At 29.4% G+C, this 24,363-nt stretch carries 18 protein-coding genes; 16 read left to right on the top strand and 2 right to left on the bottom strand.

From position 1 onward, the window contains the following. Positions 1-38: 38 nt before the first annotated feature. The 3 genes from BK011_09025 (at position 39) to BK011_09015 (ending at position 2,441) form a co-directional block, all read left to right on the top strand. Positions 39-563 carry a diacylglycerol kinase gene (locus BK011_09025; protein ID AUD65820.1) on the top strand — a complete coding sequence of 175 codons (525 nt, stop codon included), beginning with the start codon at positions 39-41 and terminating at the stop codon, positions 561-563. 461 nt (positions 564-1,024) lie between these two features. Continuing rightward, entirely contained in the window at positions 1,025-1,426 is a 402-nt protein-coding gene (locus tag BK011_09020; GenBank protein AUD65819.1) for an aldehyde-activating protein, read from the top strand. Positions 1,427-1,631: 205 nt separating this feature from the next. Beyond that, positions 1,632-2,441 (top strand): hypothetical protein, encoded by an 810-nt coding sequence (locus BK011_09015; GenBank protein ID AUD65818.1) that lies wholly within the window; start codon positions 1,632-1,634, stop codon positions 2,439-2,441. 108 nt (positions 2,442-2,549) lie between these two features. On the opposite strand, the gene BK011_09010 is transcribed toward BK011_09015, so the two are convergent. After that, positions 2,550-3,329, bottom strand: a complete 780-nt coding sequence (locus BK011_09010; GenBank protein ID AUD65817.1) for a hypothetical protein — start codon at positions 3,327-3,329, stop codon at positions 2,550-2,552. Between the two features lie 86 nt (positions 3,330-3,415). Continuing rightward, the gene (locus tag BK011_09005; protein ID AUD65816.1) at positions 3,416-5,050 is read right to left on the bottom strand and encodes a hypothetical protein; all 1,635 of its coding nucleotides are present in this window, start codon (positions 5,048-5,050) and stop codon (positions 3,416-3,418) included. Positions 5,051-5,406: 356 nt separating this feature from the next. On the opposite strand from BK011_09005, the gene BK011_09000 reads away from it, so the two are divergent. From BK011_09000 to BK011_08940, 13 genes are all read left to right on the top strand, one after another. Further along, positions 5,407-6,162 (top strand): hypothetical protein, encoded by a 756-nt coding sequence (locus BK011_09000; protein ID AUD65815.1) that lies wholly within the window; start codon positions 5,407-5,409, stop codon positions 6,160-6,162. An 82-nt stretch (positions 6,163-6,244) separates the two neighbouring features. After that, the gene (locus BK011_08995; GenBank protein AUD65814.1) at positions 6,245-7,603 is read left to right on the top strand and encodes a hypothetical protein; all 1,359 of its coding nucleotides are present in this window, start codon (positions 6,245-6,247) and stop codon (positions 7,601-7,603) included. Positions 7,604-7,736: 133 nt separating this feature from the next. After that, positions 7,737-10,682 (top strand): hypothetical protein, encoded by a 2,946-nt coding sequence (locus tag BK011_08990; protein AUD65813.1) that lies wholly within the window; start codon positions 7,737-7,739, stop codon positions 10,680-10,682. Further along, entirely contained in the window at positions 10,679-11,077 is a 399-nt protein-coding gene (locus BK011_08985) for a DNA mismatch repair protein MutT (protein AUD65812.1), read from the top strand. The genes BK011_08990 and BK011_08985 overlap by 4 nt, the downstream gene beginning before the upstream one ends. A 189-nt stretch (positions 11,078-11,266) precedes the next feature. Beyond that, the gene (locus BK011_08980) at positions 11,267-12,856 is read left to right on the top strand and encodes a hypothetical protein (GenBank protein AUD65811.1); all 1,590 of its coding nucleotides are present in this window, start codon (positions 11,267-11,269) and stop codon (positions 12,854-12,856) included. A 24-nt stretch (positions 12,857-12,880) separates the two neighbouring features. Then, positions 12,881-13,198 (top strand): nucleotide pyrophosphohydrolase, encoded by a 318-nt coding sequence (locus BK011_08975; GenBank protein AUD65810.1) that lies wholly within the window; start codon positions 12,881-12,883, stop codon positions 13,196-13,198. Positions 13,199-13,224: 26 nt separating this feature from the next. Continuing rightward, complete coding sequence (locus tag BK011_08970; protein ID AUD65809.1) at positions 13,225-14,196, top strand: HNH endonuclease; 972 nt, start codon at positions 13,225-13,227, stop codon at positions 14,194-14,196. Between the two features lie 135 nt (positions 14,197-14,331). After that, positions 14,332-19,098: a hypothetical protein gene (locus tag BK011_08965; GenBank protein AUD65808.1), complete on the top strand. Its 4,767-nt coding sequence runs from the start codon at positions 14,332-14,334 to the stop codon at positions 19,096-19,098. A gap of 422 nt (positions 19,099-19,520) precedes the next feature. After that, complete coding sequence (locus tag BK011_08960) at positions 19,521-20,585, top strand: hypothetical protein (protein AUD65807.1); 1,065 nt, start codon at positions 19,521-19,523, stop codon at positions 20,583-20,585. A 219-nt stretch (positions 20,586-20,804) separates the two neighbouring features. Beyond that, complete coding sequence (locus BK011_08955) at positions 20,805-21,641, top strand: endonuclease (GenBank protein AUD65806.1); 837 nt, start codon at positions 20,805-20,807, stop codon at positions 21,639-21,641. Positions 21,642-21,722: 81 nt separating this feature from the next. Next, a complete protein-coding gene (locus tag BK011_08950) occupies positions 21,723-22,226 on the top strand; it encodes a hypothetical protein (protein AUD65805.1) in 504 nt (167 codons plus the stop codon). Positions 22,227-22,342: 116 nt separating this feature from the next. Then, the gene (locus BK011_08945) at positions 22,343-23,257 is read left to right on the top strand and encodes a hypothetical protein (GenBank protein AUD65804.1); all 915 of its coding nucleotides are present in this window, start codon (positions 22,343-22,345) and stop codon (positions 23,255-23,257) included. 185 nt (positions 23,258-23,442) lie between these two features. Beyond that, entirely contained in the window at positions 23,443-24,285 is an 843-nt protein-coding gene (locus BK011_08940) for a hypothetical protein (GenBank protein AUD65803.1), read from the top strand. Positions 24,286-24,363 lie beyond the last annotated feature (78 nt).

Below are 24,363 nucleotides of genomic sequence, written 5' to 3'. Positions count from 1 at the left end.
AGAAAGTATGATAGTATTAGAGTAGTAGGAGGTGTCAGATGAGTATTTATTTTTATGGATGCATGACACTTGATGGTTATCTCGCAGATAAGCATCATAATCTTGATTGGCTACATCAATCAGGAAGTTCGGATGAAACGAGTTATGATGATTTTTATAAACAAATGGATATTGTCATCATGGGTAAGAAAACATTTAATGAAGTGGTGAAAATGGGAGAGCCAAAAGTGTTTTATCCAACGACTATTAACTATGTTTTTACACATGATAAATCGTTAAGATATGAGGGCTTTAAATTTGTTGATCATGATGTTGTAGAGTTCGTTAAAAATATAGATAAAAACAAGCATGTTTGGATTGTTGGTGGGAACACTATCTTAGCACCATTATTGGATCAGAATTTGATTGATGTAATGATCGTGCAGATTGCACCAGTGTTGCTTGGTGATGGTATACCATTATTCACACAAAAAGAAGCAGTAAAGCGATTTGATTTAAAAGAAGTGAATCAATATGGACAGTTTGCAGAGATGGTTTACACTAAAAAACAAGAAAATAAATAAGCAATTTTAAGCGTGATTAATCACGCTTAAAGTTTGCTATAAATCGGATGAAAAATGATTGCTTTTTAACTGTATTAAGCGTATGATTAAGGTGAAGTTTAAGAACTTCTCATTCACGAGTAAAAAGTGGTGCTAGACATCCAATTAAATCACATAAAAATGATTGAAATTCTATCGCCTACCACACCATTTGGTTATGTCTGAAATGATATAAGAAAGGTAGGTGAAAAATATATGGCTAACCAAAAACCAGCTCCAAAAGTTCAAGCTAAACCAAGTTTTACAAAACCAGCTCAAAAACCAGCACAACCAGTTAAACCTGCAGGCAAAAAATAATTTTAATCATTAGCATTAACTTTTATTAGAACTTTTACACAAGTCACTATGTAATCATAGTGCCTTGTTTTTTGTTTTAATTTAACTTTTGCGATATGATAGATATATAAAGGGGGTAATCATCAATGAAATATTTAGGATCATGTCTTTGTGGACATGTCAAGTTTGAAGTTGAGGGTGATTTTGAGCACTTTTATTTATGCCATTGTGAAAAATGTCGAAAAGATACAGGGTCTGCACATGCTGCAAACCTATTTTCTTCTAAAGCAAAATTGAAGTGGCTAAATGGGCAAGATAAGGTAAGAACATATAATCACCTTAACGAAGGACATATCAAAAGCTTTTGTGAGATTTGCGGCTCTGCTTTACCCAATATCCAAATGGATGGGAATTTACTAGTAGTTCCAGCAGGGAGTCTAGATTCAGAAGTTGAGATTAAACCTAGTGGTCATATTTTTTATGATAGTAAAGCAAGTTGGGATCAAGATCTTGAGAAAGCAAAAAAATATAAAGACTATCCATATTAAGATTATGCATTATCAAATTTTTTTCATCAGATAAATGTGTCTTATCATTTATTACACGCTTACATGTCTTTATGTTTTTTGAGTTAAGAGTTTGCGACATTTGCTTGGTGATACAAATGTATATAAAATTACGATTTTGATATATCTTAAAACAAAAATTCAATGTATAATAATGAATAAAAAATAGATATATAAGGAGTTAATGATGCTAAAAAGAATAGAAAATCAACATTTAAATGATGTACTTAAGTTTTTATATAAAGACCCGATCTATAATTGTTATATCATTAGTGATATTGAAACATTGGGAGTAGATCACCCTTATTTGTCTTTGTATGGCGTTTTTCATCAAGATGAAGTAAAAAGTGTATGCATGATTTTTGATCGCTATGCATTTTACAGTAGTCAAACAGATGAGGTTGATAGAGATATGATCGATCTCATTTTGAGCAAGCAGTTGGCTTCTATATCTGGAAGTAGAGATTCTATCAGTCGACTGATGAAAAATTTAAATTTTGATAAAGAAACGGAGTATATGTTAGCGGTACTTTCTGATGATCATAAAGTTGATCATGAGTTTACAAGTTTAGACATTAAAGTTTTAGAAAGTGAACAAGAGATTAAAGATCTTTATCACATGCTTGTAGATATCCATGAATTTAATGTTAAATCTTTAACAGTAGATGAGTTTATAAGTGAGAAGAAAGTTATTCATGAAGCAGGACAAACATATGGATTATTTGATCATAATCAGTTATGTTCAACAGCAAGCGCATTATCAGAAACCAAGCAGCACGCAGTCATTAATGGTGTAGCTACAAAAAATGATTATAGAAATAAAGGATATGCTAGAAAGTTAATTGATAGAATCATTTATGATTACATAACCATAAAAGGAAAAGAGCTAATCCTATATTATGATAATCCGATTGCAGCTAAGATGTATTTGGATAAAGGATTTAAACCTTATGGAACATGGATTACCTTAGACTTAAAAAAAGCAGAAGGAAAATAAGTTTGTATCTTTAGGATTGATTTTATTTGAGTCTAGGATCTGTATGAAATCAACTTAATTTTAATTACAAAAAAAAGAACAATGCCAAAATCTGTGGCATTGTTCTTTTTATGTGTTCTTCTTAATGAGTCTAAGTTCTTTATGTTTGAGATAATAAGGTAGTTCAAAACATAAGATGTAAAATATAAAGATGACAAAGTAACCAAATAAGAGTAATGAAATCATATATATGATATTAACTTCAAAACTACCGATTGTTGATACTTTTCCTAGTGAAAAGAAAAACTCTAAGGGTGTTCCTTTTTCTGGGTGTTCTGTGTAAAAATAATTTGATGGCGCATTTAGATATAGTCTAAAGATATTGTTTACAAAAACACTTAAGATATATAAGAATGTAACAAGTTTAGCAACAGAGATATATCTTTTTAAATCAACTTTCACAAAACCTGTTAGATATGCGTATAGTGTAATGATGACAATGAGCATATGTCCCCAGATGTATGCTTGACCTCTAAAGTTGATGATGGTTGAATAGTTTTCAAGTCCATCAGCAAATACTAAAGATAGGTAAGCCAGTGGAAGGTTAAATAGGAATGCGAGTCCAAATAAAGTATCGTTTCTCTTGATATACGCAAAGAGTAAAACGAAGTTTGCGAAATGACAGATTTGAAGTGGGACAAGTTCCATGTTGAATGCATAACCACCAACCACAAAGATTTCTATGTTTCTTAAGACTAGAAGCAAGACTGCTACTACGGATAAGATGATTCCTATGTTTTGTTTATATGATTCTGATTTATTTTTTGTTGTGATATTTAAGATGTATGCGATGATAAATGGGGATATCATCATGAAATAATGTAAAAATGACCATAAATGAAATTTCATAAGCTTTTTCTCCTATGAAATTATTATAGCAAACTCATAAACCTAGTGCAATAAAAAAAGAGATGCATTTGCATCTCTAAGACGTTTCACACATACTCGATGATGAAATAATCATAACCATCATATTTTTTAAAGTCAAGTACATAACCTTCAAATGACGGATGATTGATACGGTGTCTATCAATTTGATAAGCAACACTATCAAAACCAATCAGTTCATTCATCTGATAGTCATAAAATCTATAGAAGTTACCGGATGTAGATGGTATATATAATCCTGGAACTTGCACTGTAGTAGATGGAGTTATGTATGCTACTGATCCATCAATACCAATAATGACTCGTTGATTCATAGAGTTATAAGCAAGTGTATAGCCATTAAAGAAGTTTGGATCAATTGATATATATTCAAAAGGAATAAGGACATCACCTTGGTAACTAACGACACCATAATGATTATTATGTTTTGTAATGATGAGTTTTTCTTGTGTATCAATCAGTGCATCTGAAGATACTTGAAACATTGGATTAAGGTCGTTATCATAGAAGGTATGATTAGATGGTTTATATAAAGTAGATTCATCAAGTCTTGTGATTTGTTTATTGATCATTAAATTATATGTTTCTACAATTTTTCCTTGCCCGTTAATGATATAGTATTCAGGCATTTCTTCTTTAAGAAGTTTTGAATCGATTGGATAGACTGCAACGCTTGCATATGTGGAAATACCTTCTTTATCTTTAAAAGGATATATACTTGCTAGTACGTAATTGAAGTCTATCTCATGGATAGAACCAGTTAGAATATCAATCGCATATGTGTTTAATGTATATTTTTGATTATCATTTATGTATGTGTAGTTTTCTTCTGTTTCAGGAACTTGAGTAAGTGTTTGATATAAAATGACACCATCAAACATGCCGAATAATGTAACATTATATGGATTAAGATGATCAAACTTAGCAATCAAATTTTGATCTTTGTTGTAAACGTGGTAAACACCACTAATGCTTGTCATTGTGTATCCATCTAAACCGATTTGTTTTAAAGAGGTTGTTCCAAATGTTTCTAGGCCTAATTGATCTCCAACATTATAGCTGTTTTCGCTTTCATCTTCAACTAGAGTTCTTTCGCCTGTTTGAAAGTCTATTTGATATTTAGATGTTGATGGGGTAAGGATTCCATCTTGAACATCACTTTTTTTCAGAATTGTTATGGTTTCATAGTGAGTATAGCCAATAACTTGATCATAAACACCTTTAACATTAGATAAACTACCTTCTATATCTAAGATATGATAATCATCTGTAGGAACTATCTGAGTACCGTTGATGTCGAATACAGCTTCAGTTTGATTCTTATAATAGACATAGATATAAGCGCCGTTTGCCAGATCTGTTTCGACTTGGATGTTGTGATCGTCAAACTCAATTAAGAATTTTTGTTCGAATATAGAATAGATTGCCTCTTCATGTTCTAAATTTCGTAGATGAAGTAATCCTTCTGATGGATACTCGTAAGTAAAGTTATGTAAGAGATTATATTTTGTATCTGCAAAGGCAACACGATTAATAGATATTTCATTGTGATCAGGTTTTATGTACGCATGATTGATGTTGTGATTGATCACATCTTGATTAATCTTTAATGATTGGCTACAAGCAGAAAGAAAAAACATCACTGATAAGATAATTGACAGACAATAAAATTTTTTAAGCATTTTAATTCCCCCTTCATTTCATTTATTTAGAAACATTATAACATAATAATTGATATATGCGCATAATGTTTGAAAAAGGATTCTAATTCAACATATTACCCAAAATTATGTTATTTCTTTTTTGTGTATGAGGTTTCATCACAATCACTTATTAAGTTACACAGACTATGTTGATATGTTTCACTATTAGAACACAATGTTTTTGATGACACCTTATCATGTAATAGTATCTTAAACAATCTATTATAGTATTAACTAAGAGAATATCTAATCCAAATGAGGGTATTACTAATATTGAAGCCTTTTTGAAACAATATAGTGCTATAATAAAAGTGATTTATACTATGGAGGGGAACATGTCTAGAAGAAGAAGTAAAAGTCCTTTAGAACAATTGATAATTCTTATTTCAGAACTTATCGCTTTTTTAGTTTACTTTATATATAGGTTTATTTTGTTCACTTATGACCTAATAACTTTCTATACATCTGGGTACAAAAAGAAATCCGGGAATATTTTCTTAAGAACCTATTTCAATAAAGGCAATTATGGTGAGTTTGTTTTATATAGAAAAGTCATAAGAATTTTTAAGAAAGAGTATGTCTTGACTAATATATATTTAGAAGGAAAAAACACAGATACAACAGAAATTGATGTATTAGCTATTTCTACAAAAGGTATTTATGTTTTTGAAATGAAAAATTATGCAGGATATATTTATGGTTCTGAAAAAGATACACATTGGACTCAAGTATTAAACTTAAGAACGAAGCATAAGTTTTATAATCCTATTAGACAAAATTATGCACACACAAAAGCTTTAGAAAAATATCTAGGTGTCCATGAAGAATCGATTATTCCTATGGTTGTTTTTTCTAACGGAAGTAAATTGAAAAAAATTAATGTTCAAAGAGAAACTATGGTATTAGAATTATCAGATTCTATCAAACATTTAAAAAGAGCAGAAAGATTTTTTAAGGATACGATTACACCGTCTGATATTGAAAAATATTTAGGATTGTTGCTGGATAAGACATTGATGGATGAGGATACTAAAAATAAACATATAGAACAAGTAAAGATGTTAAAGAGTAAAAGTTTAGGCGAACTGTAGGTGTTCATATAAAGTAATGAGATCGATGGATATATCTATGTTAGTCGTGCATTATTAGTTAAAAAAAATTATGGGAGGAAATATGGCAAATATTAAAGAAGTAATTGTATTAAGCAAAAATGAATTACAACTCAATGTGGACGCAAAAAAAGGAGACATTATTGATTTGTATGATCTTGATCAAATTGATATGTCAATCCTTCAAAAGAAGATTGATCAAAACTTAGATCAAGAATATGAAAGAAGACTAAAAGCGATTAAAGAACGATTTGAGATTGAAAAACAAAGTGATATTCAAAAGGTATCAAGCGAAAAAGATATCATGATTTCTAAGCTTGAAGAAAAATTAAACAACAAAGAGGCTTTAGTAAAAAAAGAGTTAGAAATTATGTATACTAAAGAAATCAATGACCTCAAAAACAAACTTGATAAATCAAATGATGAAAAATCAAGATTACAAAAAGAGCTCAAATCAGAAATGGATTTAGCGATTCTTCAAAAAGAGAATGTTTTAAAAGTTCAAATCAATAAGCTAAGTGGTGAGATTGAAAGAATCAAATTAGAAAAGAAAGCTTTAGAAGACGTGTCTGAATCTAAGAAGCGTGAAGCAGTGCTTGAAAAAGAAAAAGAACTTGAACAGACTCTTAAGGAAAAAGAACAACTCATCCAAAGATTAACACTAGAGAAAACTATGATGAATATTAAGAAGATGGGTGAAGAGTTAGAGACATGGGTCGATCAAGAGTTCCAAAATCACGCTTTAAATGGATTTGAAACATGCACATGGGAAAAAGATAACGAAGCGATTAAAACCCTTGGTGAAAGCAAAGGCACTAAAGCTGATTACATCTTTAAAGTATACGCAACAGAAGAGAAGAAAGATATTGATTTGTTGACATCAGTTGCTTGTGAAATTAAAAGCGAAAACATTGTGTCAACAAATAAAAAGAAGAATGCAGATCATTATGAAAAATTAGATAAAGATAGAGTTAAGAAGAATTGTGAATATGCATTACTAATTAGCGAATTAGAATGGGAATCAACAAATGATGCTCCGATAAGAAAAGTATTTGGGTATGATAAGATGTATATGGTTAGACCGCAATATTTTATCGTGTTTTTAAATATAGTGACAGCTTTAGGTTTAAAATATAAAGATATCATTAAGGATTATAATTTTGAGAAAGAACAGTTTAAAGACTCTCAAGATATATTGGAAGAGTTTGAACAGATGAAAAGTGAGATTTTAGATCGATCAATTGAGTATATTAGAACTAAGGTGGAAGAGATTGTAAAATCAGCTGAAAGCATCAAAAAAGAAGCGGATAAAATCACAGAAGCTACGAGAGTTGTTCTATATACGCATTTACAGACAGTTATTAATAAGATTAATCAGTTTAGTATTAAAAAGATTGCTAAAGAGATTGATAAGTTAAACTAAATTTCTGTATTTGATTATGAATACATGATGAGTTTTTATAAAAACTTTAACAAATATAACGGACTTTTTATAAAAAGCTTCTTCGTGTTATAATTGCTTTATAATGTTTTCATTAGATTGTATAGGTGGATATATGCAAAGAGCAAACTTTGAATTAAATTTAATAACAAACAAACCTACCAGATCGTTTTATCATGAACTGAAAGATTCACTTTCAAACTGTAATCAGTTTTATTTTTCAGTTGCTTTTGTACATAATTCTGCAATAAGCATCCTATCAGAAGAGTTAAAAATTTTCAATAATAGTAACAAATACGGGAAAATTATTACTACAAATTACATGAATGGAACTGATCCAGAAGCTCTTGAAACTCTCTTGCAATATAATAATATAGAAACAAAAATATATCAAACAGGCAGTGCGTCACATCATAATGGATTTCATACTAAGGGATATATATTTGATATGGGAGATAGCATTAAAATTTATATCGGATCGTCTAATTTAAGCCAAAGTGCATTAAAATCAAATCAAGAATGGAATTTATCTGTTGTTACAAAAGCAGATAACTTATTTGATATCATAAAAGAAGAATTTGATTATTTATGGAGTGAATCTATAGAGTTGACACCCAATTATATAGACGAGTATAAACAAGAATATTATACTAAATATGATTCTTATGATAAAGAATTGTATAATCAAATTCTTGCATTTATGAATCAATCTGAAGCGCACATGTTTTTGAGTGATCTATCTGATTTTATTGATATCGATAAAAATGAACTAAAGCAAAAACTTACTATTGACCAAAAATCGTTACCAAGGCCTAATTATATGCAAGAGCAAGCTTTACGTCGATTACACGAGCTTAGAAAACAGGGAGAATCGAAAGCTCTTGTGATTGCAGCCACGGGAACGGGAAAAACATTTTTAGCAGCATTTGATGCTCTTCAAATAAACCCATTGAGAGTATTGTTTGTAGTTCATAGAGAAAAAATTCTTAAAGAAGCAATCAAAGCTTTTAAACTCATACATCCTAATAAAAAAATGGGTTTATTAACTGGAAACACCAAGGATTATGAACAAGACTATATTTTTGCTACAAATACTATGATGAGTAAAACTGAAGTTTTAAATAATTATAATCAAAAAGCATTTGATTATATTATTATTGACGAAGCACATCGATCTGCTGCAAGCACATATCAAAAAATAATCAATCACTTTAAACCTAAGTTTCTATTAGGAATGACTGCAACCCCTGAAAGAACAGATGCACTTAATATATTTAAATTATATGATCACAACATTGCTGTTGAGATTAGATTAAGAGAAGCCTTGCATCATAACCTTGTTGTTCCTTTTCATTACTTTGGGATTAACGATATAGTAACAGATTTAAGTGATGTAAATTTATCAGACATAGATAAATTAGCAGAAAAATTAAATATTAAGGCAAGAGTTGACATGATCATAGAGAATATTGAAGATCATGTTGTAAAAGGTAAAAAAAGAAAAGCATTAGGATTTTGTGTAAACATAAAACACGCAAAATATATGGCTGAAGAGTTTAATAGAAGAGGTTATTCAGCAGTTTACCTAACTGGTGAAAATGACAATCAAGAACGAGATATAGCTATTGAAAGATTAGAAAATGATGATGATACACTTTCTTATATATTTACTATAGACATATTTAACGAAGGTATTGATATACCTAGTTTAAATTTAGTTTTGATGTTAAGACCAACAGAATCACCCATTATATTTACACAACAATTAGGTAGAGGGCTTAGACATTATTTAAATAAAGAATATTTGACTGTATTGGACTTTATTGGTAATCATAACAAGACATTTTTACTTCCTATTGCTTTATCTGGGGATAAGTCATATGATAAAGAAGACTTGATGCTCATGACAAAAAAGGACTTTTTTGACATACCAGGCGATACATTTATTAGACTTGATGAAATATCAAAGCAAAGAATTTTGTCACAATTAGAATCAGTTAATTTTAATGAGATTAAGTACTTGAAGGAAGCATATCAAGAAGTTAAAATAAATATGCCTTATGATGAAGATAGACTTTATGAGTATCCTATGATCACACAGTTTGGATTAGAGGGTATCGATCCGGTAAGAATGATCAAGAAAAAAGGATCTTATTTAAAATTCGTAGCCGATATTGAAGATGACGACAATCTTATTAATATAGTTGGTGATAATGAGAAACATGAATTTATTAAATTTTTTGATTCTCAATTACCTATAAAAAGAGTATATGAGTTTGCAATCTTAAGAGTATTATTAGATCAGAAATCAATGGTCAGAAAAGATATATTTAAATCTCTATGGAAATATATTGAATCACCTAGTATAGAAGATTTTAATCATGCGCTAAATTATTTAAATCATCAGTATTTTTCATCTACAGAAAAAAGTAAATATGGTAAACCTATAACTATCCAGGATGATAATATTTCTTTAGCGGAGTCTTTAATGAAGAAACTAAATGATAGTGTTTATAAAGATTTTGTGGAACATACAATTGATTATGGATTACTAAGATATATGGATGATTTTGGTTATCATAATTATGGATATCCATTTTTAAAACCATATTATAGCTATAATAAAATCGATATCCCTCATTTAGCTCGTTTTAATAAGAGTTTCCAAGGGATGATCATGAGCGGTTTAATCAAAATAGATAAAAACTTTTTTGTTTTTGTGAATTTAAATAAAATTGCGGTTAAAGAAAGCATAAATTATGCTGACCATTTCGTGAGTAGATCACTATTTCAATGGGAATCACCCAACTCAACTAGTCAAGTTAGCTCAGTTGGTAAGGATTTGATCAATCATCAAAAAAGAAATATAAATATTCATTTATTGGTTAGAAAGTTTGCTAGTAATGAAAGTATAAATAAAGGGTATAGTAATGAATTAACTTATTTGGGAAAAATGAATGTAATTAGTTTTGAGAGAAACAAACCAATTAGGTTTTTGTTTAAACTTGATCAGATTATTCCAGAGGGACTATACATTAAACTTACAGAGGTTGAAATATGAAAAAAAGTATAGAAGTTGTGGCAGCAATCATTAGAAAAGAGGATAAGATATTTTGTGCTCAAAGAGCTGATAAGGGGGAGTTGGCAAAAAAATGGGAATTTCCGGGTGGAAAAATAGAACTGGGTGAATCACATCAAGAAGCTTTGATCAGGGAGATAAAAGAAGAACTAAACACAGATATCAAAGTTAATGATTTTATTTTAACAGTAAAGCATGAATATAACTCATTTATACTAACCATGCATTGCTATGAGTGTGAAGTTGTTTCTGGATCTTTAAACATTAGTGAACATATTGATAGTAAATGGTTAACGCTTTTAGAAATGACAAATTATGATTTTGCTCAAGCAGATATACCAGTGATACAACATCTAATAAATAGATTAGACTTTTAACATGCTAATTATCCCATAATTTCTCTGGATAATTTTTAGCTAGCTTATAAGCAATTAAGAACTTGTTATAAGTTATTTTATATAGTAAAATGGATTTAACATAATTATTATATATAAAACAAGAAAAATCATTGATTGAAATAAAGATATAAAAGGATTTTTCGAAATGTTAGTTTAGGGGGAGGTATCATGCTTAGAATAAAAGAGTTTAATTTTCCAAAAGATATCTCAATATTAAAATCAGAAAAATACGGCCAAAACTGGCCGGTTGTTTACTTGATACATAATCATAAAGAAATATACATTGGAGAAACATATAATCTCCACTCCAGGATGAAACAACATTATGATAATCCAGAAAAGCAACTTTTTAATAAGTTGCAATTAATATCTGATTCTGATTTCAATAAGTCTGCAACATTAGACATAGAATCTTCATTAATTAAATATATGTCTGCGGATGGCAAATTTAAAGTTACTAATAAAACCGGAGGATTAGTAAACTCAGATTACTATGAAAGAATCAATTATCAATATAAGATAGGCGATATTTGGAATAAATTAAGAAAGATTAGTTTAGCAAATAAAGACTTGATTGAAATTGAAAACTCAGACATTTTCAAATTCTCACCTTACAAGGCATTAAGTGAAGATCAACTTGATGTGACGAAAACTATCAGAGATGACATTGTTAAAAAAAATAAAAATCAAGAACAAGGTATTTATTTTATAAATGGGTTACCAGGTTCAGGTAAAACAGTTTTAGCAACATTTCTAACAAAATACCTTTTACAAGATGAAGAGCTAAAAACTAATAAAATAGGTTTGATTGTTTCAATGACTTCACTTCGAAACACTTTAAAAAAAGCATTTAAACATGTGGATGGATTAAAATCATCTATGGTAATCGGACCTATGGATTTAAATCCTAATGAGTATGATATTTTACTTGTTGATGAAGCACATCGCTTAAGACAACGTAAAAATATAACCAATTATAGATCAATGGATCTCCAAAACGAAAAATTTGGTTTATCTAATCAAGGTACTGAACTAGATTGGATTAAATTAGCAGCAAAACACATCATTCTCTTTTATGATGAAAACCAGTCTATTCGACCATCTGATGTGAATGGAGCTGATTTCAACGATCTAAAGCCAACATATAATTTCACTTTAAATTCACAGTTTAGAGTAAAAGCTGGGATGGATTTTATATACTATATACGAAATATTTTCAATGGTCATCAAAAAGAAAGAAAATCATTTGATAGGTATGAATCTAGCATTATAAATGATTTTGATGAATTTACTAAAACAATTTATACAAAGGAAAGCGAACACGGTCTTTCCCTCATTGTAAGTGGTTATGCATTTGAATGGGTTTCAAAAAAAGATAAATCAAAGTATGACATTATTATTGACGACATACATCTTAAATGGAATACTGTGTCACAAAATTTCATTCATTCTCCCAATGCAGCAAAAGAAGTAGGATGCATTCATACAGTACAAGGATATGAACTGAATTATGTAGGTGTTATTATTGGTTCAGAAATTGACTATGATTTTAAAGCAAACGAAATAGTTATTTATCGTGATAAATATTATGATAGAAATGGAAAAAGCAACACGACTTATCAACAATTACTGAAGTATATAAAAAACATATATATCACATTAGCTACAAGAGGTATATATGGTGTCCATTTTTATGTAATGAATGACAATATGAGAAAATATCTAGCACAATATTTTACTATTGCGAACGATGAATAATATAGAAAGAGTGTAAAACGATATATGAAGGATATAATTGATAAACTAATAAAATTTAGAGATGATAGAAATTGGAAACAGTTTCATACACCGGAAAACATAGCTAAATCTATAGTCTTAGAAGCAGCAGAACTTTTAGAAAATTTTCAATGGAAAAATGATTCAGCAGATATAGAAAATATAAAAGACGAGATTGCAGATATAATGACTTATTGCTTATATATGTGTGAAACTTATGAATTAGACATGAAAACTATTATCAATGAAAAAATCATGAAGAATGAAAAAAAATATCCAGTAGATAAAGCTTTTGGAAAAGCAGACAAATATAATAAGTTATAGCAAATAGGGATTAGGGAGATGCTTATTTGGATAAATATCTGCAAGAATGGTTTGATATAATTCAATATATGTCAAATGACAATACATATAAACTCGCATGGGGAAGAGCGATCATAGAGACTATCCTTTTTGAGGATTTTTCTTATTGTGAAAACGACATTGAAATCTCCTTTGATAGCATATCTGAGAAGATATTAAAATATTATTGGAATCAAGTATTTTTCTTTAATTTAAAACAGAGTTCTAATAATACTAAACCACCCATTATTTATTCAATAGTAAGCAAGGTTATTGAAGAATATAAATTAATTGAAAAGAAAACCAATCCTATTTGGTTTGACAAAGCAAAATCGTTTTTTGATAAAAATCAAGAATTATATACCAATACGATTAATAAAATATCTAAAACATTGAAATTAGATGTTTGTTGGAGATATAAATATGCAAATAAAAAAGTATATGAGATATATCAATTAGATGATAAGAAAACTAAAATATGTATACCAATACTTGACGCTAAAATACTAAAAGAATATAGCATTATGCTTATTCATGTTATAAATTATAAGTGGGCACAATTATTAGAAAAATATAATCGATCTCCTAGAATTGTATCAAAAGTTCAAAATTCTATCGATAATAAAATCAGGAGAAAAAATTTAAAGAAATTTAAAGAAGTTCTGGTTCAGCAGTTTAAAGAAAACGCTGTGATTGATTTTTATACTGGTCAGGAATTAGTTAGCAGTGATATAAGCGTTGATCATGTTATACCATGGTCTTTCATGTATAGCGATGATATTTGGAACCTTGTCCTTACAAGTAAATCAAATAACAGTAGAAAATCAAATATTGTGCCATCTATTGATTACATTGAAAAGTTAAAAAATAGAAATAATGCTTTGTTGAGAATAATTGAGGATGAAAAAATGAAAAAAGAGTTAATCTTGTCAATTGAACAAGATTATGTTACAAAGTTTTATTATGATGCAATAATCTAATTAATAAAAGAAACAATAGGTGGGCTTACCTAAATTGAAATATTTATTATAATCGTACAATATATATAATAAAGCTTTTTTAGTAGAAACCATATAATAAAAATAAAACAGTTAAAATTTTTTATGGGGGATTACATGATTACATTTATTGATTTAGAGGTTGACAAAAAAACTAAAAAAATCTATGATTTTGGAGCCGTAAACGATAAACTGAAAGAATTTCATCACAGTGATGCAAAAAAGTTTATAAAGTTTTGTTCAAAGTCGGATTTTTATTGTGGACATAATATCGTTTCTCACGATTTAAAGTTCATTAATGATTTTCAGTTTAGAGGTATGGATTTTCACTCATCTAAAATCATTGATACACTGCTATTGTCTGCACTTCTTTTTCCGAACAAACCTTATCATTCATTAATGAAAGAAGATAAGTTAAAACCAGAAGATTCTAACAATCCACTGAATGACTCTAAAAATGCTATGAAGCTTTTTTACAGTGAAGTGGAAGCATTCCATAAACTAGATGCTGATATGCAAGTTATATTATATAATCTACTTTATGATGCTATAGGGTTTGCTGGTTTTTTTCATTATATGAAGTTCAGTCCTTTGAAAAAACACCCGAAGTATTTAATCAAAAGTTATTTTAGAGATCATATATGTGAGCACGCTGATTTAGATGATTTGATTGCTAATCATAAAACTGAACTCGCATATACTTTAGCTTTAATAAAAACGACAAACATTACTTCACTATTTCCTGAATGGGTGATTCATCAGTTTCCTTTTGTTGAAACTTGCATGATCATTTTAAGAGGAACGCCATGTAATCATGGATGTAGTTATTGCAATGAATCATTAAATGGAACAAATGGATTACAAAGATTTTTCGGATATGAAAAGTTTAGGGATTTTGATGGACAACCTCTCCAGGAACTAGCAGTATCTCATGCGATGAAAAACGATTCATTACTTGCAGTATTTCCTACAGGTGGAGGAAAATCTGTCACCTTTCAAATACCAGCGTTATTACGTGGAGAAATGACAAGAAGTCTTACTGTCGTCATTTCACCGCTACAGTCTTTAATGAAAGATCAGGTGGATAATCTAGAAGATAAAAATATAACAGCTTCAGCGACAATTAATGGATTGTTAGATCCTATTGAAAGACAAAATGAGATAAGAAGAGTAAAAGAAGGAGATGTATCTATTTTATATGTTTCTCCTGAAGCATTAAGATCGACTACAATTGAAAAACTTTTATTAGGAAGAGATATCACAAGATTTGTTATAGATGAAGCTCACTGTTTTTCAGCATGGGGTCAAGACTTTAGAGTTGATTATTTGTATATTGGAGATTTTATTAAAAACATACAAGAAAAAAAACAAAACCAAAAACAAATTCCAGTTTCTTGTTTTACAGCAACAGCCAAAAAACAAGTCATCAGAGATATTAAGGACTATTTTAAGGATAAATTAGGTATTGAAATGGTTGATATTATATCAACATCGCAAAGAAAGAACTTATCTTATAAAGTCTTACAAGTTGAAGATGAGGATGATAAATATAAACAATTGAGAGACTTATTAGAAGTTCATGATGTTCCAACGATTATTTACACATCAAGAAGAAAATATGTAGATAGACTTCATGATAAACTTACTAAAGATGGATATTCGGTCTCGAAATTTCATGCTGGCATGGAAAAAGATGAAAAAATATCCGAGCAAAACTCATTTATGAGTGACCAAACCCAAATTATGGTCGCGACTTCCGCTTTTGGTATGGGTGTTGATAAGAGTAACGTTGGAGCAGTCATTCATTATAATATTTCTGATTCTATTGAAAACTACGTTCAGGAAGCTGGACGAGCTGGTAGAGATCAACACATTAATGCAGTTTGCTATGTTTTATATCATAAAGATGATCTTGAAGAACATTTTGCATTGTTAAACTCAACTAAAATCTATCAAAAAGAAATCTATCAAGTATGGCAGGGTATAAAGAATCTTACTTCTAAAAGAAAAGAAATATCAAAATCTGCACTTGAAATAGCCAGAGCCTCAGGATGGGACGATTCTGGTCAAGATATCGAGACTAGAGTCAAAACATCGATTGCATCACTCGAAGATACAGGATATTTAAAAAGAGGGCAAAATGTTTTTAGAGTATATGCTAATAGTCTGATTGTAAAAAATATGGAAGAAGCGAAGAAAAAACTAGAGTCGTCACATTTATTTAATGAAGGCTTGGATTTTCAAAACGCTGTCAGAATTATATCAAGATTACTTACTGAATATCACACAAAAGGTAAGCTTGAAGATGGATCAGAGACAAGATTAGATTATGTCGCTGATCAACTAGGTATGGAACATCACTATGTGATTTCAATTGTTCAAAAGCTAAAAGAAGCTAATATTTTGGAAGATTTCAAAGATCTTGTTTGCTATATTGAAAAGAAGAGTGAACTCAATGCTGCAAATAAAATTGAAGAGAGATTTTTAAAGTTAATTGATTTTGTTATACCAATCATTAATGAAGATGATAAATTAATCAATTTGAAAATATTGAACGAGCAAGCATTAAATTCTAACTTAAAATCTAATGTAAAAGACATTAAAAGTCTTATTAATTATTTAGCGATTACAAAAATGATTAAAGTATCGAAACAAGGTAATGATGTTTTAAGAATAGTTCCATTAAAAGAAAATATCTTAGCAAGATTGCACTTCTTACATGAAATTGCAGAGCATGTTATTGAGTTTTTAATGAACCATGATGTATATAAGAAAGAAAGTAAGCAAAGTGATTTAATTAGCGTATATTTTTCAATTATTGATGTACATAATTACGTGAATAAGCATAAAAATATGTTTAGAAGTGAAAACTATACAACTGATGATATCGAAGATTCAATCTACTATTTAAAGCGTATTGAAGCTTTGAAAATTGAAGGTGGGTTTTTAGTCACATATGCACCTATGAAAATCACACGTTTAGAAACTGACAATCTAAAACGATATACAAAAGATGATTATGAAAAGTTAGATCGATTTTACAAAACAAAAGTTCAACAAATTCATATTGTTGGAGAATATGCAGATAAAATGACAAAAAATTATAAAGATGCTTTAAAATTTGTAGATGATTACTTCCAAATGGAATACGTTGATTTCTTGAATAAATATTTTCCTGGTAAAAGAAAAGAAGATGTATCTAGGAATATGTCAAAAGATAAATTTACTGAATTATTTGGATCCTTATCTCAAGAACAATTTAGAATCATACAAGATAAAGATAGTCAAAAAATTGTCGTAGGTGCTGGTCCTGGAAGTGGAAAGACAAAATTATTAGTGCATAAACTTGCTTCTATAATTTATACAGAAGATATCCGAACAGAACAACTATTAATGCTTACCTTCTCAAGAGCAGCAGCCAGTGAGTTTAAAACAAGATTAATAGATTTAATTGGCAAAACGGCATATTACATAGACATTAAAACATTTCATAGTTATGCTTTCGACCTTATCGGACAAATGGGAAACATTGAAAAGACTTCAGAAGTTGTTAAACAAGCTATAGATTTGATTAATGAAAATGAAGTAGATTTATCAAAAATTACAAAAATGGTCTTAGTGATTGATGAAGCACAGGATATGAAAGCTGATGAATATGAACTTATTCAGACACTGATTAAGTATAATCCTGAAATAAGAGTGATTGCTGTAGGTGATGATGACCAAAATATCTATGAGTTTAGAGGGTCTTCATCTGAATATATGCAACATTTTGTAGATGATGGTGCAAGCTTGTATGAACTTACGACTAACTTTAGAAGCAAAAAAAATATAGTTGAATATTCAAATTACTTTGTGGGCATGATAAAAAATCGCATAAAAACAAAAAAGATAAAAGCTCAATCAGGCATAGATGGAGATATAAAAGTTATAAAATATGAGGATGGTGCTCAACCATATCAAGCTATTGTCGATGAGTATTTAAAATCAAACAATGAAGGAACAACTGCAATTTTCACAAGAAATAATGATGAAGCATCAATCATTTATGGATTACTTGGTTTACATGGCGTTCATGCAAAATTGATTCAATCAATAGATGGTTTCTCTCTTGATAAGATGATAGAGTTTCAAGATTTACTTGATATGATTAATAAAAGACACAACACACCAATGATGGACAAAGATATTGTACAAGGGATTGCAGATGATTATATCAAGACTCAAAAGAGTAAACATAAGGATATGGTTATTAAAGTTTTATATCAGTTTATGTCATTAAATGACAGACCATTTATAAGTGATTTTGTCGAATTTATAAATGAATCTAGGTATGAGGATTTTATTGATCAAAATGTTGTTTATGTATCTACTTTGCACAAAGCAAAAGGTAAAGAATTTGATCAAGTCATCATTTATTATAATAAGCAAGGATACTTGCAAGAAGATGAACTTAGATTGCTATATGTTGGCATCACAAGAGCAAAAACCAGTTTGTCTATTCATACTACTCATAATATTTTTAGTTTATATCAGGGTATAGAGATTATCGAAAATAAAGAAGCTTATGATGATCCTGAAAGATTACTTTATCAGCTTTCACACAAAGATGTCCAATTGGGATATTTTAAGTTCACTCAAAAGAATATTAACAAATTACATAGTGGTGAAAAGCTAATAATTATTGAGGATGTTGTTTGTAGTGAAGATGGTAATAAAATATTGAAATTTTCAAATAAGTGTAAAGAGGAAATGGAAAAACTAATTGCTAAAGATTATGTCATAAGCAATATCAGTGTGAATCATATTGTCTATTGGTTCGATAAAGAGAAAATGGAAGGATATTATATTATACTCCCAGAAGTTATTTTTCAAAAAAAATAACCTTAGTAATAGTATCCTTTAATTATCAAGGTTATAGAGATGAGATGAAAATTCATGATAGTTAATTTTAAATGAAGGTTCTAACATATTATAATTTGGAATTTTCTAGAAAAAAAGCGACTAATTATTCATTAAATTTATGTCGCTTTTTTATTTGCTATTGTCAAACCAATCAAAAAATAGTATAATAAAAATGTCAAGAAATAAACGGCTTTGACGGTCTCAAAATTGGGATATAAAACATAATCGATTTAATCTTTCTTATGCAAGTGAGAATCTATTAAATGATGATGATTTATATAAACATTTTGCAAAGTTATAAGCCTATGTAAAAGGTAACTGTCTATTCTAGTGGGATAGGTATACCTTCTTTATGGGCTTTTTGTTTATTTTATTGACAAATAAGAAGGAGGGGTTTAAAAATGAAAGATTTAAACAAACACTTAAATGAGGTTCAAAGAAAGATTAGCTATTGGTTTAATAATACTGATTTATTGTGCCAAGCATTTACCAGACGTTCTTACTCAGAAGAAAATGGTGGTGAGAACAACGAGGTTTTAGAGTTTATCGGAGATAGAGTACTAGATTTCTATGTGACTAAAATATTAATAGATAGATATGGTTATACGAAATCACAATTAGAAGACTTTAATTTTGATAAAGATGATGATGAGTTTGTTGTGGATACTTACACAAGCGAAGGTAACTTAACAAACATTAAGAAAAAACTAGTAAACAAAAAGATGCTTGCACATCGAATTGATAAACTAGGATTTAACGAGTATCTCTTAATGGGTAAGGGAGATATCCAACAACATAAGGAAAATGAGGATTCAGTTAAAGAAGATCTATTTGAAGCAATCTTAGGAGCAATCGCAATTGATTCTAATTGGAATCCTGATGAGCTTGAAAACTCAGTGAACTTTATGCTCAACATGGATCATTTCTTATCAAATGGATTTACTGAAGATGATGATTATGTAGGTTTGGTTCAGCAATGGAACCAAAAACAAAATGGAGAAGTCCCTACATATGAGTTTGAAGAATTAGATGACGGCGGATTCATAGCATTTCTTGTATTAGAGACATCAAGAGGTGAAATTAGTTTTCATGCTGAAGGTGATAATAAATCTGAAGCGAGAGCTAATGTTGCAGAAGAAGCCTATATTTATCTTGCTCAACATGATGAGCTTTTTACGATGAGAGATGAATTACCAGAGGAGTTAACACTAGAAAACTCGATCAATACACTTCAAGAATTGGCTCAAAAGGGATATATATCAATGCCGGATTATCATGTGCCAGAAGAGCAGGGTTATGATCATGGTGGTCATCCTAGATGGGTTGCTACATGCACAATAAGAAGTCATGCAATTAAAGAGACCGCTTATGCAACTTCTAAAAAGACAGCAAAAAAATATGCAGCATACCTTTGTATCTGCAATATCTATGGTTTAAAAGATCAATACAAGAATCAGAAAAACTAAGCTTAGTTAAGATCAAAACCATAAAAGATTATATAATAAGTGCCTAATTATGCTAAAATGTTATGTATAGAAGATATGCTAATTAAGATATCATTTCGATCATAACCACATTAGTTAGGCACTTTTTTGCATATAGATTCAGGAATGGAGATTAATAAATACTAAATATAGCATTAATAGTGCTTATTATTGTTAAATTAGATAACAAGGAGAAAATAAATGCCGAATCAAATACTACTTAATGATTTGTTAAATTTGTCTAGTGAAGAAATAAAACTATATAAAGTAAAATTTAATCAACTAAATCGTGAAGGATCAAATCCTATGGATGAATACAAAAAGGATCCAGATGTTATTGATAACCAATGGTTGTTTTGGAGAGAGACTCAAAGATATTTTAAAGTAGGTCAATTTGCAGTCAGTCTCATGAGACTATCATATGATTCTTGGTTGTTAACAACTATAAAAGAAGTAACTGAGGACCTTAACATCGAGCATGGCATAAACTTTAAAGGCGTTACAGTTGAGAAGTATAGTAAATATTTTGGCCGTGTTATTGTTAAGTATCATAAATATCATCAGGGTCAAGGTAGATTTCTTTCTGAGATTATTGACCAGTTAGAGGTTGTACAAATATTACCTACAACATTTGATGGTGATGATTTTCCAGGTTATGATCATGTAAGATTGACCTATTCACAATTGGAAACGATTATAGTTAGGAATAAACGTGATTGGATAGCTGCATTAGAAAATCAAAAAGCAGTTTACTTGATTACTGATACAAATAGTGGAAATCAATACGTTGGTTCAGCAACTTCAAATTTTGGTATGCTCTTATCAAGATGGAAAAACTATGTTTCTAATGGTCACGGTGGTAACAAAATGTTAAAAGAGATAGTGAGTGAACTTGGATTTGACTATATAAAAAAGTACTTTCAATATTCAATATTAGAAAACTATAACGCTAGAACTGATGATCAACTCGTTTTAAATCGTGAGTCATGGTGGAAAAAAACATTAGGCACTAGAGCCTTTGGGCTCAATTCAAATTAATTAAGTTAGATAATCCCTTGGTACAAAAGGTAATACAGGAAAATCCTGTAAATTATTGACAATAGCCAAAAGGAGATATTTATGAAAAGTATTGAGATTAATGTACCAAGGAAATTGATTAAGAAGTTTTATCGACACCCTGAAATGTATGGTCAAGGTGACTATGTTGTTGATTTAATTAATGACATGTACACAGATGTTTTTTATCGTGAAGAGGGAGACTTTGTGTCCATCACAAATGATAAACAACTAATCTCGTATCTTAGAAAGAACCAGAAGGAACCAAGAGATTATTTTTTTAGAAACGGAATTTTTTCACTACGTTATCTTGCTGATTGTGATAAAGAGCTTATCGATGAATGGAAGAATATTTCACCTATTAGTGTTCAACTTGAATTGCCTAAAAATCATTACTTGCCATCACAATTCATGTTTTGTTTCTATTGGATTGAAGTTGGAATAGCTAAGATTGAAGAAACCAGTATGACTTTTGATGTTTATCAGAAAGAATTTATTCACATGATTGAGATTGCAATAGCGATGGATCTGATACTAGAAGATAATAAAAATCAAGATTTTCGATAAGGGGTCTTCACCTTCGCTAAGTTTGTTTAATGCAAATCAGCCTATTTTAAAGGTTTTTTGGTTTTATATAAATAGATTTTACATTATATATTTTTTTTCATGGAGGAAATTACTATATGGACTGGTTGTATAGAGGAATTAGTTTTTTAATAATCTTAATTTCAATTAGTTATTTTTTGAAAATTAGAAAAAGCGACGAAAAAGTTAAAGCTGATGTCATATATTTGCCTTACAAATTGAAATCAATTGGTGTAGCTATTATACTAACTGGTTCATTAATGGTATTGTTGTTATCAATATTTATGAGCGATTCAAAGGATAAATTTTATGCGATTTTATTCTTTTTTTCATATGTATTAATTGGAGCATTATTTATTTGGATAGATTTTCGATACAGAGTATTTATTCACAAGTCCAAATTAACTAAGAGAACATTTTTTAGTTCTCGTGATATTCCATATGATTCGATAGGTTATATCGTAGATGGAAATAACATTATTATTGAATACAAAAACAAGAAATACTATATAAATTTCGGATATCCAAACACAATAATCTTGTATGAAGCAATCAATAAATATTTTTCTCAAAATAAAATTGAAAATAAATATGATGCTGATACCATTAGTGGAAATTTTTATACTAAGAATTCTGGAATTACTTTTATTATTTTAGGATCGATTAGTATTGGCCTATCCATATGGATGCTATTGATTCCTGAATCAAAGGGAGAGATCATTTTTGGATACATCTTCATGCTTATTATGGGGTTCATTCCATTTATCGTAGGCGTACTATTTGTGTTATTATATAAAAACTTCCGCGTAAAATCATCTTCAAAAGAGTTAATATACATTAATATTTTTAATAAAGAAAAAAAATATAAGATTGAAGAGTTGTCATTGCGTTCAACACCTAATGGATTTAAAGTCTATAATAAAAACAAGAAAATTTTCTATATCAATTATTGGATTTATAATAATTCTAGTTTTTTAGACAGTTTGCTGAGTAAGAAGAGTAGGAAAAAATGATTACAGTGAGCTTATTTTTGGAAATCCACATTAACTTTTGATAGTTGTTAAAAAGGGGATATATATCTAGCTTAGTTGGCTAAAAAAGGTCAATGATGGCAGTTAAGCGAGATTACTATTTGTACACAATCTGTCCCCTTTTTATAGAATTCCTTTAGTATACTTTTCATGGAGGGTATAACGATATGAAACAATTCATGATACAAGATTTAATTGATTATATTGAAGCACATATAGAAGATGATCTTACATTAGATGAACTATCGGATGTTTCTTCTTATTCTAGATTCTATCTTCATCGAATGTTTGATTTAATCATAGGCTCATCAGTTATTAACTACGTACGTCTTAGAAAAATGCAGTATGCGCGCTACTGTCTATCCAAAGATGAAAGAGTAATTGATGTTGCACTTAAGTATGGTTATCAATCAGAAAGAAGTTTTAGAAGAGCTTTTAAACAAGTCTTTCAGTTAAATCCATCATCGATAAAACATCAAGACTATCATATACCTGAAAAAATTCAGTTTGATTTAAAGAAAGGAATGACCATGATCCATTATTTATCAGATTTAAAAATTGTTGAATGTGATGCATATTATGCATTAGGGACTAAAGTGATTAGTAAGCATCCAGAAATTGATAGTATAGAGCAGATGACTCATTATAAACACCTTAACCATATCGATCCATTTACAGAAATTGGTATTGATATCAGTGTAGATGCTTCAGATAGTGATTCAGGAAAAAGAGGATATGCGTATTACTTAGTTGTAGATAAAGAAACATTTGAGAAACATCATGATTCAGATATCATTAAACATCACATACCAAGTTCTAAATATGCGATGATCACCATCGATGATCCATTTAAAGATCCTTTTGAAAGGATTCCAATGGGATGGAAGAAGTTGATCACAGAGCTTGAATCAAAGTATACACCAAAAAAAGGATTAGGACTGGATTGCTTTGAAGAAAAGGTTGTTACTATGACTGGAACAATCATGAATATCTATGTTGCAATAGAATAAGAATAATCATTTGAGTATTTAAGCTACAAAGCTTAAATACTTTTCTTTTTGCTCATATAAAAAATCTTGAAATAAGCT

Source organism: Tenericutes bacterium MZ-XQ (assembly GCA_002838205.1).
Taxonomy (GTDB): domain Bacteria; phylum Bacillota_I; class Bacilli_A; order Acholeplasmatales; family Acholeplasmataceae; genus Mariniplasma.
Note: the sequence above shows the minus strand (reverse complement) of the source record. Positions and strands in the feature narration are given on the sequence as shown.

Coding starts and splice junctions, on each gene's coding strand:
- BK011_08990 (AUD65813.1), top strand. CDS start 7,737: ATGCAAAGAGCAAACTTTGAATTAAATTTAATAACAAACAAACCTACC.
- BK011_08980 (AUD65811.1), top strand. CDS start 11,267: ATGCTTAGAATAAAAGAGTTTAATTTTCCAAAAGATATCTCAATATTA.
- BK011_08945 (AUD65804.1), top strand. CDS start 22,343: ATGGACTGGTTGTATAGAGGAATTAGTTTTTTAATAATCTTAATTTCA.
- BK011_09010 (AUD65817.1), bottom strand. CDS start 3,329: ATGAAATTTCATTTATGGTCATTTTTACATTATTTCATGATGATATCC.
- BK011_08965 (AUD65808.1), top strand. CDS start 14,332: ATGATTACATTTATTGATTTAGAGGTTGACAAAAAAACTAAAAAAATC.
- BK011_08955 (AUD65806.1), top strand. CDS start 20,805: ATGCCGAATCAAATACTACTTAATGATTTGTTAAATTTGTCTAGTGAA.
- BK011_08985 (AUD65812.1), top strand. CDS start 10,679: ATGAAAAAAAGTATAGAAGTTGTGGCAGCAATCATTAGAAAAGAGGAT.
- BK011_09020 (AUD65819.1), top strand. CDS start 1,025: ATGAAATATTTAGGATCATGTCTTTGTGGACATGTCAAGTTTGAAGTT.
- BK011_09025 (AUD65820.1), top strand. CDS start 39: ATGAGTATTTATTTTTATGGATGCATGACACTTGATGGTTATCTCGCA.
- BK011_08975 (AUD65810.1), top strand. CDS start 12,881: ATGAAGGATATAATTGATAAACTAATAAAATTTAGAGATGATAGAAAT.
- BK011_08950 (AUD65805.1), top strand. CDS start 21,723: ATGAAAAGTATTGAGATTAATGTACCAAGGAAATTGATTAAGAAGTTT.
- BK011_08940 (AUD65803.1), top strand. CDS start 23,443: ATGAAACAATTCATGATACAAGATTTAATTGATTATATTGAAGCACAT.
- BK011_08960 (AUD65807.1), top strand. CDS start 19,521: ATGAAAGATTTAAACAAACACTTAAATGAGGTTCAAAGAAAGATTAGC.
- BK011_09015 (AUD65818.1), top strand. CDS start 1,632: ATGCTAAAAAGAATAGAAAATCAACATTTAAATGATGTACTTAAGTTT.
- BK011_09000 (AUD65815.1), top strand. CDS start 5,407: ATGTCTAGAAGAAGAAGTAAAAGTCCTTTAGAACAATTGATAATTCTT.
- BK011_09005 (AUD65816.1), bottom strand. CDS start 5,050: ATGCTTAAAAAATTTTATTGTCTGTCAATTATCTTATCAGTGATGTTT.
- BK011_08995 (AUD65814.1), top strand. CDS start 6,245: ATGGCAAATATTAAAGAAGTAATTGTATTAAGCAAAAATGAATTACAA.